A 15,879-nucleotide genomic window follows, 5' to 3' on the forward strand; every position below is an offset into this window, starting at 1 on the left:
ATGGTCATGGCTGAGTCGAAAGGCGCGGCATCGCACCCGGCTTCGCGAGATTTCGCACCTCGATCGGGTATTTGCCGTCAGGCGCCCGCCTCGGGCGACTCGTCATCGGACGGGCGGCCGTTGCTTCGGCGCGGGCCGACGATGGCGCGCCAGACGCCGACGCCGACGCCGAGTGTCCAGAGCGGCAGGCCGAAGAACGCCACGACCCAGAGCGGCGCGCTGCGGCGCCCGCTCCCGATGGGTTCGCCCAACCGCCAGCCGTGCATCACGCAGAGCCAGAGGGTCAGCGCGAGGAACGCCGCCGACAGGGCGGCAAGCAGCAGCGGATGCGCAGCCAGCACATCCGCCGCCCGCCTCCGCGTCCCGCCCGCGCGCCGTGCCACGATCAGTCCTCGAGGTCGCCTGCCTGCTCCGGCTCGGCGGCGCTCTGCTCCGTGCGGTCGCGGAGCCGGTCGGACATCTCCGAGGCACCCGCCCCTTCGTCCTCGTCGGCCGCCTTGATCAGCTCGGCGAGCTCGTCGTCGCGGGGCGCATCCGCGGTGCTCGCATCGTTCGTGCCCATGTCGTCTCCTGCTCCTGCTTCCCGCTGGGGATGATCGGCCCGCACCCTGCGCGCCACTCCCCACCCTGGCCCTCTCCGCTCAGATCCACCCGAGTACCGCGACCCGTTGCGGATCGACGCACTCGTCTTCGGCGGCGGTCATCCCCGACGCGCTCGGCGAGCGGGGCGCCGTTGCTCTCCCAGCACCTGCCGGGCGAGGCGGTCGTCGGGGCGGCCGCCGTCGTCATCGCGGTCGGTCTCTTCCTCACCGCCACCACCGCCCGGCGCCTGGGCGCGAAGCCCTAACCGGCCGTCACAGCGTGTTCCCCAGTTTGAAGCCCTGCTCGGTGTCGCCGGCCCGGGTGTACGAGAAGCCGTCGGCCCCGATGGTCACGGCCATCTCGCTCGGAGCCTCCCGGGCGATCACCGGCTGCGGCTCGCCGTCGAGGTCGAGCACGAGGGAGGCCTCGGTGTACCAGCTCGGCACGACGGGGTTTCCCCACCAGTCGCGGCGCTGGTTGTCGTGCACGTCCCAGGTCACGACCGGGTTGTCGGGGTCGCCCGTGTAGTAGTCCTGCGTGTAGATCTCGACGCGGTGCCCGTCGGGGTCGGTGATGTAGAGATAGAAGGCGTTCGAGACGCCGTGGCGTCCGGGGCCCCGCTCGATCAGGTCGCTCTTGCGCAGGGCGCCGAGCTTGTCGCAGATGTAGAGGATGTTGTGCTTCTCGTGCGTCGAGAAGGCGATGTGGTGCATCCGCGGGCCGTTGCCCCCGGTGAGGGCTGTGTCGTGCACGGTGTCCTTGCGGCGGAGCCACGCGGCGTAGGTGACGCCGTTCTCGTCCTGGATGTCTTCTGTGACCCGGAACCCGAGGTCTTCGAGGTACTTCCTCCCGCGCGGCACGTCGGGAGTGACCTGGTTGAAGTGGTCGAGACGCACGAGGGCGCCCGGGCCGTAGAGGTCGTAGCGCCAGGCGAGGCGCTCGACGTGATCGACCTGGTAGAAGAACTCGTACGGGAAGCCGAGCGGATCAGTCACCCGCACCGAGTCGCCGACACCGTTCACGAAGCCGTCGGCCCGGCGCTCGACGCGGCAGCCGAGAGCGCGGTACCAGGCCTCCGCCCGGTCCACGTCCTCCGGGCTGCGCACCCGGTAGGAGAAGGCGGCGACGGCCGCGACCGGGCCCTTCCGCAGCACGAGGTTGTGGTGGATGAACTCCTCGAGGCTGCGCAGGTAGATCGCCTCGTCGTCCTCCTCGGTCACCACGAGGCCGAGGATGTCGACGTAGAACTCGCGCGAGCGGGCCAGGTCGGTGACCACGAGCTCCATGTACGCGCAGCGCAGGATGTCGGGCGGGGTCAGCTCGGGGGTGGGGATGGTGTCGATCGTCATCGATCAGACCTTTCTGTAGCGGGGAGTGTGGGGAGGGTTCAGCCGGCGGTGACCGCGGCGTCGGACGCCCCGAACCGGGCGGTGTGCACCTCGCCTAGCGTGATGTGCACCGCCTGCTGGTCGGAGTAGAAGTCGAGTGAGCGGTAGCCGCCCTCGTGGCCGAGGCCCGAGGCCTTCACCCCGCCGAACGGGGTGCGCAGGTCGCGCACGTTGTGCGAGTTGAGCCAGACCATGCCCGACTCGACCGCCTGGGCGAAGGTGTGGGCGCGCTCCAGGTTCGAGGTCCAGATGTAGGCGGCTAGGCCGTACTTCACGCCGTTGGCGAGCGCCAGCGCCTCCTCGTCGGTATCGAAGGGCGTGATCGCGACGACCGGGCCGAAGATCTCCTCCTGGAAGATGCGCGCGTCGGGCTTCACGTCGGCGAACACTGTCGGCGCCACATAGTTGCCGGTCTCGAAGCCCTCGGGCCGGCCCCCGCCAGCCACCAGACGACCCTCGCCCTTGCCGATCTCGACGTAGCTCATCACCTTCTCGTAGTGCTCCGGATGCACGAGCGCCCCGACCTCGGTCTTCGGATCGTGCGGGTCGCCCACGACGATCCTCTTCGCCCGCGCGGCGTAGCGCTCCACGAACTCGTCGTACACGGGGCGCTCCACCAGGATCCGGGAGCCCGCCGTGCACCGCTCGCCGTTCAGCGAGAACACCCCGAACAGGGTCGAGTCGATGGCCCGGTCGAGGTCGGCGTCGGCGAAGACCACCGCTGGCGACTTGCCGCCGAGCTCCATCGACATGCCCTTCAGCGTGGGAGCGCAGTTGGCGAAGATGATCTGCCCGGTGCGGCTCTCGCCGGTGAACGAGATCAGCTGCACGTCCTCGTGCTTCACCAGCGCGTCGCCGGCCTCCTCCCCCAGGCCGTTCACGAGGTTGAAGACGCCGTCGGGCACCCCCGCCTCGCGGAAGATGTCGGCCCAGAGACTCGCCGAGAGTGGCGTGAACTCGGCGGGCTTCAGCACCACCGTGCAGCCCGAGGCGAGCGCCGGCGCCAGCTTCCAGCTCTCGAGCATGAACGGGGTGTTCCACGGGGTGATCAGCCCGGCCACGCCCTTGGGCTTGCGATTGACGTAGTTCAGCTGCCGGCCCGGCACCTTGTAGGCGTCGTCGGCCTGCGCCACGATCAGGTCGGCGAAGAAGCGGAAGTTCTCGGCCGCCCGCTGCGCCTGGCCGAGCGCCTGGGTGATCGGCAGCCCCGAGTCGAACGACTCCAGCTCGGCGAGCCGCGCATCCCTCGACTCGACCAGGTCGGCGATGCGGTTCAGGATGCGCGACCGCGCCCGAGGCAGCATGCGGGGCCAGGGCCCCTCGTCGAAGGCGCGGCGCGCCGCGGCGACCGCCCGGTCGATGTCGTCGCGCTGCCCGGCGGCGGCCTGCACGTACGTCTCGTTCGAGACCGGATCGAGCACGTCGAACGTGGCCCCGGAGAGACTGTCGACGAACTCGCCGTCGATGTAGTGCTGGATCTTCTCGGGCAGCCCCTCGGGGACGTGCAGGGTGCGGGGGGACTGATCGGTCATGGTGACTCCTTGCGAGCGGACTCCATCGTGCGGCTGAGTCAGATGATATACGATAAGAGACACAATCAGAAGAGGGTGTCCTCGATAGACTGCGAGGGCGCACCGCGAGGAAGGACGACGACGTCATGCTCGACACCGCCACCATCGAGGCCATCGCCGACGAACTCGTCGAAGCGGCGACCAGCCGCGCGCCGGTCCCCCTGCTCACCGCCCGCCATCCCGGCATGACCGTCGAGGACTCCTACGCGGTGCAGGGCCTCTGGCGCTCCCGAAACGAGGCCCTCGGCCGCACGGTGGCCGGCCACAAGATCGGCCTGACCTCCAAGGCCATGCAGGCCGCGACCGGCATCACCGAGCCCGACTACGGCGTCATCTTCGACGACATGGTGCTCGAGACCGGCAGCGTGCTGCAGTGGGGCGCCTACGCGAACCCCCGGGTCGAGGTCGAACTCGCCTTCCGCCTGAAGAGCCCGCTGCGGGGGCCCGGATGCACGATCTTCGACGTGCTCGCGGCGACCGACTACGTGGTGCCGGCCCTCGAGGTGCTCGACTCGCGCATCGAGATGGAGGGGCGCACGATCGTCGACACCATCAGCGACAACGCCGCCATGGGGGTCATGGTGGTCGGCGGCCGCCCGGTGCGTCCCGACGAGATCGACCTGCGCTGGGCGGGCGCGATGCTCTACCGCAACGAGGGCATCGAGGAGACGGGGCTTGCCGGCGGCGTGCTGAACAACCCGGCCTCGGGCGTGGCGTGGCTGGCGAACAAGCTCGCGGCCCACGACGACGGGCTCGCTGCCGGAGAGCTGATCCTCGCCGGCTCGTTCACGCGGCCGATGTGGGTCTACCAGGGCGACTCGGTGTTCGCCGACTACGGCCCCCTGGGGGTGGTGACGTGCCGGTTCGTGTGAGCCCCGAGGAGGGCTTCCGGGCGGCGCTCGCCGCGCATCCTGGGCCCCTCGCCGGCATGTGGGTGTGCAGCGGCAGCCCCCTGGTGGCCGAGCTCGCGGCCGGTTCGGGCCTGGACTGGCTGCTGATCGACGCCGAGCACAGCCCCAACGGGCTCGAGTCGCTGCTCGCCCAGTTGCAGGCGGTGCACGGCTACCCGGTGCTGCCCGTGCTGCGGCCGCCCGTGCTCGACCCGGTGCTGATCAAGCAGTACCTCGATCTGGGCACGCAGACCCTGCTCGTGCCGATGGTCGACACGGCCGAACAGGCCGAGCTCGCGGTGCAGAGCACGCTCTACCCGCCCGAGGGAATCCGCGGCGTCGGCTCGGCGCTCGCCCGCGCCTCGCGCTGGAACCGCAGCGAGGGCTACCTGCAGCACGCCGGCGAGACGATCGCGGTGATCGTGCAGATCGAGTCGCGCGAGGCCGCCCGGAACATCGAGTCGATCGTGCAGGTGCCCGGGCTCGCGGGGATCTTCCTCGGCCCGGCCGATCTCGCCGCCTCGCTCGGCGTACTGGGGCAGCAGGACCACCCCGAGGTGATCGCCGCCGTCGAGCACTGCCTCGCGGTGGCCGCCGCGCACGGGGTTCCTGCGGGCGTCAACGCCTTCGCCGAGCCGCTGGCCCGGCGCTACCTCGCGGCGGGAGCGTCGTTCGTACTGGTGGGGGCCGACGTGGCCCTGCTCGCGCGGGGGTCGGAGGCGCTGGCCGAGCGGTACGCGGTCGGCGAGGCCGACCCGGCTTCGCCGGCCGCCGACCGCCCCGGCTACTGAGAGGCGCGCCGCGTCTCAGCGTCGCGGTGCGGCGTGATGGTCGGCTTGGTACGACAGCAGGGCGTCGAGCGTGCCGGTGCGGTGGGCCCGCGCAGCGAGCTCGATCTCGAGTGCTGGGGCGCCCGACTCGATCAGCCGGAGCAGGCTCTCGTGCTCGGCGACCGACTCCCGCGCGCGACCGGGAACGAAGCTGAAGGTGGAGTCGCGCAGCACGGCCAGCCGGTCCCAGCCGCGGTGCACGAGGTCGAGCACGTGCGGGTTCGGGCAGTGCTCGAAGATCACCGCGTGGAAGGCGCGGTTCAACTCGGTGAAGCGGTGCGGGTCGAAGTGGTCGAGGCAGTCGGCCATCTGCGCGTTCACGGCACGCGCCTCGGCGAAGTCTCCGGCGGTGACGAACGGCGCGGAGAGCGCGGTGGCCGCTCCCTCCACGAGGCTGAGCGTCTCCATCGTGTAGAAGTACTCGCGCTCGTCGACCATCGCGACCTGCGCTCCGACATTGCGCTCGAAGGTGACGGCGCCCTCGGCCTCGAGCCGGCGGATGGCCTCGCGGACGGGCACGACGCTGACACCCAGCTGCTTGGCGATGGGGCCGAGCACGAGGCGGAAGCCCGGCGTGTAGCTGCCGTTCCGGATGCGCTCCTTGATGAACGCGTAGGCCTGCTCCGACTTGCTCGACGCGGTCTCCGTGCTCGACGCGGTCCGGGCGGGCGGTCCATCGTCGCGGGTGGCACTCGTCGTCATCGGGTCTCCTTCTCGTAGCGCGCCTTCCATGCCGCATTCATAGGGTAGAGGCCGTCGACGCCCTCGCCGCGGGCGACCTGCTGGGCGATCCACGCCTCCTCGCGCTCCTGCTCGATGGCGGCGTCGGCGATCTCGGCCACGAGGGCGGGCGGGATGACCAGCACGCCGTCGTCGTCGCCGACGATCACGTCGCCCGGCTGCACGGCCGTGCCACCGCACGCGATGGTCAGGTCGACGTCCCACGGCACGTGCCGCCGGCCGAGCACGGCGGGATGCCCGCCCTGCGAGTACGCCGGGATGTCCAGCGCCGTGACCGCCGCGATGTCCCGGATGCCCCCGTCGGTCACGATCCCGGCCGCGCCGAGCTGCTGCGCCCGCAGCGCCAGGATGTCTCCCACCGTGCCCGTACCGGCCTCGCCGCGCGCCTCGATGACGAGCACGTCGCCGGGCCTCAGGGAGTCGAACGCGCGCTTCTGCGCGTTGTATCCGCCGCCGTGCGCGGCGAACAGGTCCTCCCGGTTCGGGATGAACCGCAGGGTGCGCGCCCGGCCGATCATCTTCGTGCCGGGGCGCGTCGGCCGCACACCGTCGATCGTCACCTCGTCGAGACCGCGCTTGCGGAGCTGCGAGCTGAGCGTGGCCGTGCCGACCGAGGCGAGCTTCGCGCGCAGCTCGTCGGTGAGCTCGAAGGGGGCCTCGACGGGCGGGAGTCCGGCCGCCTCGCGGCTGCCCCAGGCCTCCGCGCGCTGCAGCTCGTCGATCTGCGGGCCGGCACCGTGGGCTCCGGTGGGCGCCGCGCCCTCGACGACACGCGTGACGAGCCGACCGCTGGTGGGAGCGCCCGGAGCATCCGGAGCATCGACCTCGACCTCGACCACCTGGCCGGGCCCGACGACGCTCGACCCCGCAGGCGTGCCGGTGAGGATGACGTCGCCGGGCTCGAGGGTGATCAGCTCGGAGAGGTCGGCGACCAGCTGGGCGAAGGGGAAGACGAGGTCGGTGGTGCGGTCGTCCTGCACCAGGGCGCCGTCGACCCAGGTGCGGATGCGCAGGGCTGCCGGGTCGAGCCCCGCCGCGTCGACGAGGGCGGGGCCGAGCGGGGTGAAGCCGTCGCCGCCCTTCGAGCGGAGGTTCGAGCCCTTGTCGGCCCAGCGCAGGTCGTAGACGCCGAAGTCGTTCGCCGCGGTGACGGCGGCGACGTGGGCCCAGGCCTCCTCGCGGGAGACCCGTCGGGTCTCCCTGGCGATGACCAGGGCGATCTCGCCCTCGAAGGCCAGCAGCTCGGTGCCGAGCGGGCGCTCGATGACGCCGCCGCTCGCCGCCACGGAGGTCGACGGCTTCAGGAAGTAGGACGGCTGCGAGGGGGTACGGCCGCGCTGGGCGATGCGGCTCGGGTAGTTCAGGTGCAGGGCGATCACCTTGCCGGGCCGGTCGCGCCCAGCGGGGTCGAACGACCGGGCGGGCTCGAACGTCGGGGCAGGGGCGACGGCTTCGTCAGTCATGGGCCGATCGTATATTATTTAGTACACTTTTCCCAGTCCCGACGCTATACTCGCACCGTCTGGTCGAAGCCGACCGGTGCTCGAAAAAGGGGCACGAAGTCCGTCCGTCGCGGCGAACGAGACACATACGGAAACCTCCCGTCCCTGTCTCGAAAGGCTCGTCATGCCGTCGGTCTCCGCCCACGTCGCCCTCACCCTCGCCCACCACGTCGACCACGTGTTCGGCATCATGGGGAACGGCAACGCCTACTTCCTCGACGCCCTGCTCGAGCACACCTCCGCCCGCTTCACCGCGGTGCGTCACGAGGCCGGCGGGGTGGTCGCGGCCGACGCCTTCCATCGCGCCGGTGGCGGGCTCGCGGCGGCCACGGCCACCTACGGCGCCGGCTTCACCAACACACTCACCGCCCTCGCCGAGGCCGTGCAGGCGAAGGTGCCGCTCGTGCTCGTGGTGGGCGACGAGCCGACCTCCGGCCCGCGCTCCTGGGACGTCGACCAGATCGCCCTCGCCGCCGCCGTCGGCGCCCGCACCTACACGGTCGGCCGGATGGACGCGGCGGCCACGACGGTGATCGCCGTCGAGCACGCCCTCACCTACCGGGTGCCCACCGTGCTGGCCATCCCCTACGACGTCGCCGCCCTCGAGGCCGGTGAGGTGCCCGCGGTGGCCGAGCCGTCGCTGCCCGGCCCGCTCGTGGTGCCCGGCCCGTTCGCCGAGGCGGCCGTAGCCGGCCTGGCGGAGCTGCTCGCGGGTGCCCGCCGGCCGTTCCTGCTCGCCGGCCGGGGCGCCTGGCTGGCCGGTGCCGGCGAGGCGCTCGGCGAGCTCGCCGACGCCACCGGAGCGCTGACGGCCAGCACCGCGCTCGGGCGCGGCGTCTTCCCCGATCAATGGCACGACCTCGGCGTCACCGGGGGCTTCGGAGCCGAGGGCGCGATGGAGCTCGTGCGCGAGGCCGACGTCGCCGTGGTGCTCGGGGCCTCGCTGAACCAGTTCACGATGCGCTTCGGCGAGCTCTTCGCGCCCGGCACCCGGGTGGTGCAGGTCGACGTGGCGCCCACCGCGAGCCACGCCCACGTGAGCGGTTTCGTGCGGGGTGACGCCGCCGAGGTGGCCCGGGCGCTCGTGCGTGCCCTCCGCGAGCGCGGCGCGACCCCGAGCGGCTGGCGGGAGTCGGTCGACGTCGCGGCCGCCCGACAGCAGGAGCCCGGCGACGAGCTCGCCCCCGACGGGCGGCTCGACCCCCGCTCGGCGGCACAGCGGATCGGCGAGCTCCTGCCAGAGGACCGGGTGGTCGTCTCCGACGGCGGACACTTCATCGGCTGGGCCAACATGTACTGGCCGGTCGCCTCCCCCGACCGCCTGATGATGGTCGGCACCGCGTTCCAGTCGATCGGGCTCGGCTTCCCGAGCGTGCCCGGCGCAGCCATGGCGAAGCCCGACGCCACCGTGGTGCTGACCACCGGCGACGGCGGAGGCCTGATGGCGCTCGCCGATCTCGAGAGCGCCGTGCGCGTGGCGGCCGGCCGCGGCGTCGCCGTGGTGTGGAACGATGCCGCCTACGGGGCCGAGGTGCACGTCTACGGACGGAAGGGTCTCGCTCAGGAGTCGATGCGCATCCCGGAGGTCGACTTCGCCGCCCTGGCGGGAGCGGTCGGCGCCCAGGGTGTCGTGGTGCAGACGCTCGCCGACCTCGACGTACTGGGCGAGTGGGCCGCCCGACCGGCGAACGAGCGGCCCTTCCTGCTGCTCGACCTGCGCATCTCAGGCGCGGTGGTCGCGCCCTACCAGCACGAGATCATCCGCGTGAGCCGCTGAGGCTCGCGGCCGCAGCCTCGGCCTCGGCCCCGGGTTGGCTCCCGGCACCGCCCTCGAGCATCGCCCCGGCGAAGAACGCCGAGAGCTCCGCCATGGCGGTCAACGGGAGCACGTGCGCGACGTACTGATCAGGGCGCACGACCACGACGCATCCGGTGGCCGGGTCGAGCCCCCGGAGCGTCGTGATGCTCTCTGCAGAGTCGGCCGCGTAGACCTTCTCGTAGTCGATCAGGCCGAACGGGCCCGTGCGGGGCAGGAAGACCGGGGGCACCGTGGAGATGTCGACCTCGACGTGCGGCTCGGGGTAGACGACCTTCACGTCGAACACGCTGTCGGCCTCGGCGCCGACCGGCGTGTGGCGGATGAGCGGCGAGTCGGGGGCGTGCTCGAGCCACTCGGCCCACTCCCCCAGGGCCTCGCGCCCACCCGCCGACGCCGCTGCCGGGAAGGCGTACAGCCGCCAGCGCCCGTCGGCGCGGGCATGGTGCCCGAGATGGATCGGGTTCCCGTCGGCCACCCGCACCACCGGCGCCGACTTGAAGCGCTTGCCGACCGGGAAGCCCTCGGCGAGCGCCTGGTGCTCCGTCCCGCCGATCAGCATCGACGGCGGGTACTGCGTCATGAACCCCGCCGGGAACTCGGCGGTGCGCACGTAGAAGTCGGCCAGCTCCTCGGGGTTCTCGAATTCCTCGGGCTTCTTCGCCATCAGCGTCGACCACTCCTTGTCGAAGTCGATCAGGTTCTTGGCGATCACCTGGCGCTCGGCGGAGTAGGTCTTCAGCAGCTCCTCGGGCGCCCGCCCGGTCAGCACGTGGCCGAGCTTCCAGCCGAGGTTGAAGCCGTCCTGCATCGAGACGTTCATGCCCTGCCCGGCCTTGGCGCTGTGGGTGTGGCAGGCATCCCCCGTGATGAACACGTGGGGGCAGCGGTCGTCGCCCTCGGGCACCTCGTCGAACTTGTCGGTGAGGCGATGGCCGACCTCGTAGACGCTGTACCAGGCCACGTCCTTCACGTCGAGCGTGTAGGGGTGCAGGATGGCGTTCGCCTTCGCGATCGCCGTCTCGACCGTGGTGCGGCGCACGGCCCCGTTGTCGCCGGCCGCCACCTCGCCGAGGTCGACGTACATGCGGAACAGGTGCCCGCCCTCGCGCGGGATGTGCAGGATGCTGCCCGCCTGCGACTGGATCGCGCACTTGGTGCGGATGTCGGGGAAGTCGGTCACGGCGAGCGTGTCCATCACGGCCCAGGCGTGCGCCGCCGAGGCGCCGACGAGGGTGCGGCCGATGGCCTCGCGCACGCCGCTCCGGGCACCGTCGCAGCCCACCACGTACTTGGCCCGTACGTGCCGTTCGAGACCTTCCCGCTCGCCGGCCGTCTCGCGCAGGGTGACGGCGACCGGATGCCCGTGCCCCTCCTCCACGGAGAGGGTGACGAACTCGTAGCCGTAGTCGACCTCCATTCGCGCCGGTGCGTCGTGCATCGCCTCGGCGAAGTAGTCGAGCACCCGCGCCTGGTTGACGATCAGATGCGGGAACTCGCTCACCCCGGTGGCGTCGTCGACGGCCCGGGCGGAGCGGTGGATGCGGCTCGGGTCGGCCGGGTCGGGCGACCAGAAGGCCATCTCGCTGATCTGATAGGCCTCGGCCGTGATGCGCTCGGCGAAGCCGAAGGCCTGGAAGGTCTCGACACTGCGGGCCTGGATGCCGTCGGCCTGCCCGATCGCCAGCCGGCCGGGACGCCGCTCGATCACCCGGGCGTGGATCTCGGGGAACTGGGCCAGCTGGGCGGCCAGGATCATCCCCGCCGGGCCCGAGCCGACGATCAGCACGTCGACCTCGTCGGGCAGCAGGGCGGGGCGGTCGATGCCGGTGCCCGCCGCCGGGGCGATGCGCGGATCGCCGGATACGTAGCCGTGGTGGTGGAACTGCATGCGATGGGTGCTCCGTCTTCGTCGACCTTCCCCCTCGACTTCGGTGTGCAAGGAGGGTATGTTCGATAATCGAACGCACGGTTCGACTATCGCTCACGCGATGGTAGCTCGCTGCCGCCCTCGGGGCAATGGCACTCGAGGCAACGGCCGACTAGAGATCTGGAGCCACGAGCAGCATGAGCGCATCCGACGGCACGAACGGCGCCACGTCGCAGACCCTCGACCGCGGCATCCGCATCCTGGAACTGCTCGCCGACCGCCTCGAGCCGCAGTCGATCGACGACGTCGCGGCGGCACTCGGCGTGCATCGCTCGGTGGCCTACCGGCTCATCCGCACGCTCGAGCAGCACGGCCTCGTGGGGCGCGACGCGGCCGGGCGACTGCAGCTCGGCGCCGCGCTCGCCGCACTGGCCGCGGGCGTCGCGCACGATCTGCAGGCCGAGGTGCTGCCCGAGCTCACGGCGGCCGCGAACGAGCTCGCCATGACCTGCTTCCTCGTCGTGCTCGACCACGACGAGTGCGTGACACTGGTCAGCGTGGAGCCGCGGCACGCCGTCGCGACCGTCGCCCAGCGGCCGGGCACGCGGCATCCGGTCGGTGTCGGGGCGCCGGGCAAGGCGATCCTCACGCAGCTGCGGCCCGCCGCCTGGCCGGCCGGCCTCGGCGCAGCTCTGGCCGGCGAGGTGCACGAGGCCGCGGTGCGGGGCTGGGCCGAGAGCCAGAACGAGGTCATCCCGAGCCTGCACGCGGTGGCAGTGCCGCTGGCGCTGCGTGGACGGGCTCCGGCGGCGATCGCGGCCGTGCATCTGCCCGGCGGGCACGACGCGGCCGCGGTGGCCGACCGGCTGATGCGATCGGCCACCGCGGTGCGAGCGGCGCTCGGCGGGTGACGCGGCGGGTGGATGCCCGCCCGCACCGTCCCCGTCAGGCGGGCTGGGCCCGCCGAGCCGGTTCAGCCCTCCCGGTCAGGCGCGCTTCGCTCCGTAGAGCGGGCTGACCTCCTGCTCCGCCTCGTGGTCGGGGCCGAGCGGGATGCCGCTGCGGTCGCGCAGCAGGAGCGTCGCGATCAGGCCGACCACGGTCATCCCGGCCAGGTACCAGGTGACCGACCAGGTGGTGCCCGTCGCCTGCACCAGCGCCGTAGCGATGGTCGGGGCGAAGGCGCCGCCGAGGATCGCGCCGATCGCGTACGAGATCGAGACGCCCGAGAACCGGATGGACGCCGGGAAGAGCTCGGAGTAGAGCGCCGCCTGCGGGCCGTAGGTGAGCCCCAGACCGATGGTCAGGATCGCGACACCGGCGAAGAGACCGCCGACCGTGCCCGTGTTCACCAGCGGGAACAGGGCGAACACGCCGGCGAGCTGCAGCACCCAGCCCACGATGTAGGTCGTGCGGCGGCCGATGCGGTCGGAGATCCAGCCCGCGAAGAACGTCGACAGCAGCCAGGTGACCGCGCTGCCCGCCACCGCCCAGAGCACCGGTCCGCGCTCGAGGCCGATCGGGCCGTCGGGGTTGGTGGAGTAGTTCTGGATGTAGCCTCCGGTGGTCATGTAGCCCACGGCGTTGTTGCCGGCGAACACCAGTGCGGCGATGATCACGAGCAGCGTGTGCTTGCGGAACAGCTGCACGATGGGCATCCGGGACTTGACCTTGCGTTCGGCGATCTCGGCGAACACGGGGCTCTCCTCGACGCGGCGACGCACCCAGTAGCCGATGGCGATCAGCACGATGCTGAGCAGGAACGGCACGCGCCAGCCCCACTCGAGGAAGGCGTCGCCCGGGGCGATCACGGCCATCAGCGCCATCACGCCCGAGGCGAGCAGCAGGCCGAGGGGCACGCCGAGCTGCGGCGAGGCGCCGAAGAGGCCGCGCTTGGCGCGGGGGGCGTGCTCGACGGCCATCAGCACCGCGCCGCCCCACTCGCCGCCGGCGGAGATGCCCTGGATGATGCGGAGCAGGATGAGCAGCACGGGGGCCGCGACGCCGATCTGGGCGAAGGTCGGCAGCAGGCCGATCAACGCCGTGGCGGCACCCATCAGGATGAGCGTCAGCACGAGCACCACCCGGCGGCCGTACTTGTCGCCGAAGTGGCCGGCCAGGAAGGCGCCGAGCGGACGGAACAGGAAGCTCACGCCGACGGTCGCGAACGACAGCAGGATGGCCGCCTGCTGGCCGGCGGGCTCGAAGAACAGCTGGCTGAACACCAGGCCGGCGGCCGAGGCGTAGATGAAGAAGTCGTACCACTCCACGGTGGTTCCGATGACGGTGGCGAAGACGACGCGACGGCGGTCGCCGACGCTCGCCAGGGACCCGGTGGGGGTGAGCCCGGTGGTACTCATGCGTGATCTCCTTCGACCCGGGACATCGTCGTCGTGCGGACTGGCGCCCCGATGCGCCACCCGTTCGGGTCATGCGCCGATGATATACGATTTCGAGTACGAGGAGAAGGGGGTTTGCGCTAGAGCGGCCCCAGCACGTCGGGCACCGCTTCGCGCAGGTCGAGATCCTCCAGCACGGCGAGCAGTCGCCGCTCCTCGTAGCGGAAGTGGTTCTCCATGATCGCCGCAACGCCTTCGAGATGACGACCCAGTTCCGCCGGAGGGGCGGCAGCGTCGACCGCCTCCCGGAGCCCGCCGAGCAGGTGGGCGATCATCCCGTGATCCCGCTCGAGCGAGCGCAGCACGGGCGCCAGGTGGGGGTGCTCCTTCTCGATCGCGGGGAAGAGCGCGCGATCCTCGCCCCGGTGGTGGGCGTCGAGCGCCGCGCAGAACCCGTGGCAGTAGACGAGCAGATCCCGGCCGGCCTGCTGCACCTCGCCCCCGTCGCGCACGGCCTCGCGGGTCACCCGCAGGGCGTCCCGGATGCGCGCATGAACGGCGCGGAGTTCGGCGCTCCAGGCGACGAGCCTGGTCGTGTCGTGCTCGGTCACGTCGTTCAGTGTACAGTGTCCACATGCCTGCGGTGGGCGCTCGGGCCCGGTGAGGAAGAGTTCAGGATGACCGACAGCACCATCACCGTCACCCCCGTCCGCGTCGCCACGCTCCTGGCCGGGGAGGAGCGGCTGCCCGTGTACGTGCACCTCGTCGCGCATCCCGACGGCCTGATCCTCGTCGACACCGGACTGACCGAGCTGCACCCCGCAGCGGCCGACATGGACCCGCAGCTGGAGCCGCTGACCGAGCAGGGACTCGACCTCTCGCGCGTCACCGCCGTCGTCAACACCCACCTGCATTTCGACCACTGCGGCGGCAACCACCTGTTCGCGGGCCGGCCCGTCTACGTGCAGCGCCGCGAGCTCACTGACGCCCGCACCCTCGAGGACTACACGATCCGCGAGTGGGTCGACGCCCCGGGCGTCGAGTACGTGGAGGTCGACGGCGAGCTCGAGCTGCTCCCCGGCGTGCGCCTGCTCCCTGCCCCCGGCCACACCCCGGGCTCCCAGATCGTGGTCGTCGACACCCCGCAGGGCCTGGTCGCGATCGTCGGCGACACCGCGGTCTGGTCGGGCGAGCTCGACTCCCCCACCACCGAGGGCCAGCGCCTCGTGCGCTCGCTCGCCCCGCGCCGCGCCTGGCTCGCGCACCAGACCGAACCCTGGACCCCCACCCCCTAGACCCCCTCGATCCCGCTGCCGCCGCGGGATCGCGCGACAGCCCAGCCACTCCGGCCCCCGGGATCATGCGGGTGTCGTGCTGCTGTCACATCACTGGCGGGCGACTGGCGGGTCGGTGTCGTGGCGTCGCCAGGATGCTCACCCCTAGCGTTGCAGCCATGAACGAGACACGCATCATCACCCTCCGCCGGGAGCGCGGCTGGACCCAGGAGAAGCTAGCCGCCGAGAGCGGCGTCGCCGTCCGCACCGTGCAGCGGCTGGAGGGTGGCCAGGACGCCAGCCTCGAGACGCTCTCGATGGTCGCCAAAGCCCTCGGCGTCACCGTCGGCGAGCTCTTCACCGCGGTGTCCGACGTCGACTTCGGGGCGGCCGTCGGCGCCCTCGACGACCGTTCGGCCGTGCAGCAGGCGCAGCGTGACTCCGCGGTCAGCGGCTACCGCTCGCTCTACACGGGTGTGGGCATCCTGCTCACCTTCGTGGTGATCGTCCTGGTCGCCACACAGATCGTGCCGGGTATCGCGTTCCTGGCGATCGGCGCGTACTGGGCGGCCGGGAGCCTGTTCGCCCGCTTCCTGCTGAACTCCGTCATCAATCCGCGCCTCGACGCGAAGTACCCGCTCTCGAGCGCCCGGCGGCGCTGACAAGACGCGTCGGGAGGATTAGGGTGTGGCGCATGATCGGAACCCTCGACGTCGTCGTCCTCGACTGCCCCGACACCCAGGCCCTCGCCCGGTTCTACGCCGAGCTGATCGGGGGCGAGATCGTCCAGGACGATCCCGACTGGGCCGAGGTGCTGCCGCCCGGCGCGACCGGCCGCCCGCTCCTCGCGTTCCAGCTGGTCGACGACTACCGGGCGCCCGAGTGGCCGGGTCAGCTGGTCCCGCAGCAGATCCACCTCGACGTCAAGGTCGACGATCTCGACGCCGGCGAACAGGCCGTGCTCGCGATCGGGGCGGCGGCGACGGGGTCGGTCACCGAGACGTTCCGGGTGTATCTCGATCCGGCCGGGCATCCGTTCTGCCTCGTCGCGCCGAACGACTGACGGCTCGAACGGC

General features: G+C 71.6%; 16 protein-coding genes. 7 read left to right on the forward strand and 9 right to left on the reverse strand.

Features of this window, described 5'->3' with window-relative positions:
- Positions 1–77 precede the first annotated feature (77 nt).
- The 4 genes from BJ984_RS16525 to hpaE all read right to left on the reverse strand — a co-directional run bounded on the left by BJ984_RS16525 (position 78) and on the right by hpaE (position 3,502).
- A complete protein-coding gene (locus BJ984_RS16525) occupies positions 78–383 on the reverse strand; it encodes a hypothetical protein (RefSeq protein WP_179548930.1) in 306 nt (101 codons plus the stop codon).
- Between the two features lie 2 nt (positions 384–385).
- Positions 386–562 (reverse strand): hypothetical protein, encoded by a 177-nt coding sequence (locus tag BJ984_RS16530; protein WP_179548931.1) that lies wholly within the window; start codon positions 560–562, stop codon positions 386–388.
- A 292-nt stretch (positions 563–854) separates the two neighbouring features.
- Positions 855–1,931: a 3,4-dihydroxyphenylacetate 2,3-dioxygenase gene (hpaD, locus tag BJ984_RS16535; RefSeq protein WP_179548932.1), complete on the reverse strand. Its 1,077-nt coding sequence runs from the start codon at positions 1,929–1,931 to the stop codon at positions 855–857.
- A gap of 38 nt (positions 1,932–1,969) precedes the next feature.
- Positions 1,970–3,502 (reverse strand): 5-carboxymethyl-2-hydroxymuconate semialdehyde dehydrogenase, encoded by a 1,533-nt coding sequence (gene hpaE / locus BJ984_RS16540; protein WP_173184325.1) that lies wholly within the window; start codon positions 3,500–3,502, stop codon positions 1,970–1,972.
- Between the two features lie 125 nt (positions 3,503–3,627).
- Between hpaE and hpaH the strand changes: the two genes are divergently transcribed.
- Entirely contained in the window at positions 3,628–4,413 is a 786-nt protein-coding gene (gene hpaH, locus BJ984_RS16545) for a 2-oxo-hept-4-ene-1,7-dioate hydratase (protein WP_179548933.1), read from the forward strand.
- Positions 4,398–5,222, forward strand: coding sequence for an HpcH/HpaI aldolase family protein (locus BJ984_RS16550; RefSeq protein WP_179548934.1), 825 nt, complete (start codon positions 4,398–4,400; stop codon positions 5,220–5,222). The genes hpaH and BJ984_RS16550 overlap by 16 nt, the downstream gene beginning before the upstream one ends.
- Positions 5,223–5,237: 15 nt before the next feature.
- Here the strand turns inward: BJ984_RS16550 and BJ984_RS16555 are convergent, their stop codons facing one another.
- Complete coding sequence (locus BJ984_RS16555) at positions 5,238–5,963, reverse strand: GntR family transcriptional regulator (RefSeq protein ID WP_179548935.1); 726 nt, start codon at positions 5,961–5,963, stop codon at positions 5,238–5,240.
- On the reverse strand, positions 5,960–7,465 hold the full coding sequence (locus BJ984_RS16560) for a fumarylacetoacetate hydrolase family protein (RefSeq protein ID WP_179548936.1): 1,506 nt from the start codon (positions 7,463–7,465) through the stop codon (positions 5,960–5,962). The genes BJ984_RS16555 and BJ984_RS16560 overlap by 4 nt, the downstream gene beginning before the upstream one ends.
- A gap of 163 nt (positions 7,466–7,628) precedes the next feature.
- On the opposite strand from BJ984_RS16560, the gene BJ984_RS16565 reads away from it, so the two are divergent.
- Positions 7,629–9,281: a thiamine pyrophosphate-binding protein gene (locus tag BJ984_RS16565; protein ID WP_179548937.1), complete on the forward strand. Its 1,653-nt coding sequence runs from the start codon at positions 7,629–7,631 to the stop codon at positions 9,279–9,281.
- On the opposite strand, the gene BJ984_RS16570 is transcribed toward BJ984_RS16565, so the two are convergent.
- Positions 9,262–11,211 (reverse strand): FAD-binding monooxygenase, encoded by a 1,950-nt coding sequence (locus tag BJ984_RS16570; protein WP_179548938.1) that lies wholly within the window; start codon positions 11,209–11,211, stop codon positions 9,262–9,264. The genes BJ984_RS16565 and BJ984_RS16570 overlap by 20 nt on opposite strands.
- Before the next feature lie 176 nt (positions 11,212–11,387).
- Between BJ984_RS16570 and BJ984_RS16575 the strand changes: the two genes are divergently transcribed.
- Positions 11,388–12,101 (forward strand): IclR family transcriptional regulator, encoded by a 714-nt coding sequence (locus tag BJ984_RS16575; protein ID WP_179548939.1) that lies wholly within the window; start codon positions 11,388–11,390, stop codon positions 12,099–12,101.
- Positions 12,102–12,176: 75 nt separating this feature from the next.
- Here BJ984_RS16575 and BJ984_RS16580 read toward each other — a convergent pair whose 3' ends face one another.
- A complete protein-coding gene (locus tag BJ984_RS16580; protein WP_179548940.1) occupies positions 12,177–13,550 on the reverse strand; it encodes an MFS transporter in 1,374 nt (457 codons plus the stop codon).
- Positions 13,551–13,669: 119 nt separating this feature from the next.
- The gene (locus BJ984_RS16585) at positions 13,670–14,140 is read right to left on the reverse strand and encodes a hemerythrin domain-containing protein (RefSeq protein ID WP_179548941.1); all 471 of its coding nucleotides are present in this window, start codon (positions 14,138–14,140) and stop codon (positions 13,670–13,672) included.
- Positions 14,141–14,206: 66 nt separating this feature from the next.
- Between BJ984_RS16585 and BJ984_RS16590 the strand changes: the two genes are divergently transcribed.
- From BJ984_RS16590 to BJ984_RS16600, 3 genes are all read left to right on the forward strand, one after another.
- On the forward strand, positions 14,207–14,824 hold the full coding sequence (locus tag BJ984_RS16590; protein ID WP_179548942.1) for an N-acyl homoserine lactonase family protein: 618 nt from the start codon (positions 14,207–14,209) through the stop codon (positions 14,822–14,824).
- A 158-nt stretch (positions 14,825–14,982) separates the two neighbouring features.
- Positions 14,983–15,465, forward strand: coding sequence for a helix-turn-helix domain-containing protein (locus tag BJ984_RS16595; protein WP_179548943.1), 483 nt, complete (start codon positions 14,983–14,985; stop codon positions 15,463–15,465).
- 32 nt (positions 15,466–15,497) lie between these two features.
- Positions 15,498–15,866, forward strand: coding sequence for a VOC family protein (locus BJ984_RS16600; RefSeq protein WP_179548944.1), 369 nt, complete (start codon positions 15,498–15,500; stop codon positions 15,864–15,866).
- Positions 15,867–15,879 lie beyond the last annotated feature (13 nt).

Source organism: Herbiconiux flava (genome assembly GCF_013409865.1).
Taxonomy (GTDB): domain Bacteria; phylum Actinomycetota; class Actinomycetes; order Actinomycetales; family Microbacteriaceae; genus Herbiconiux; species Herbiconiux flava.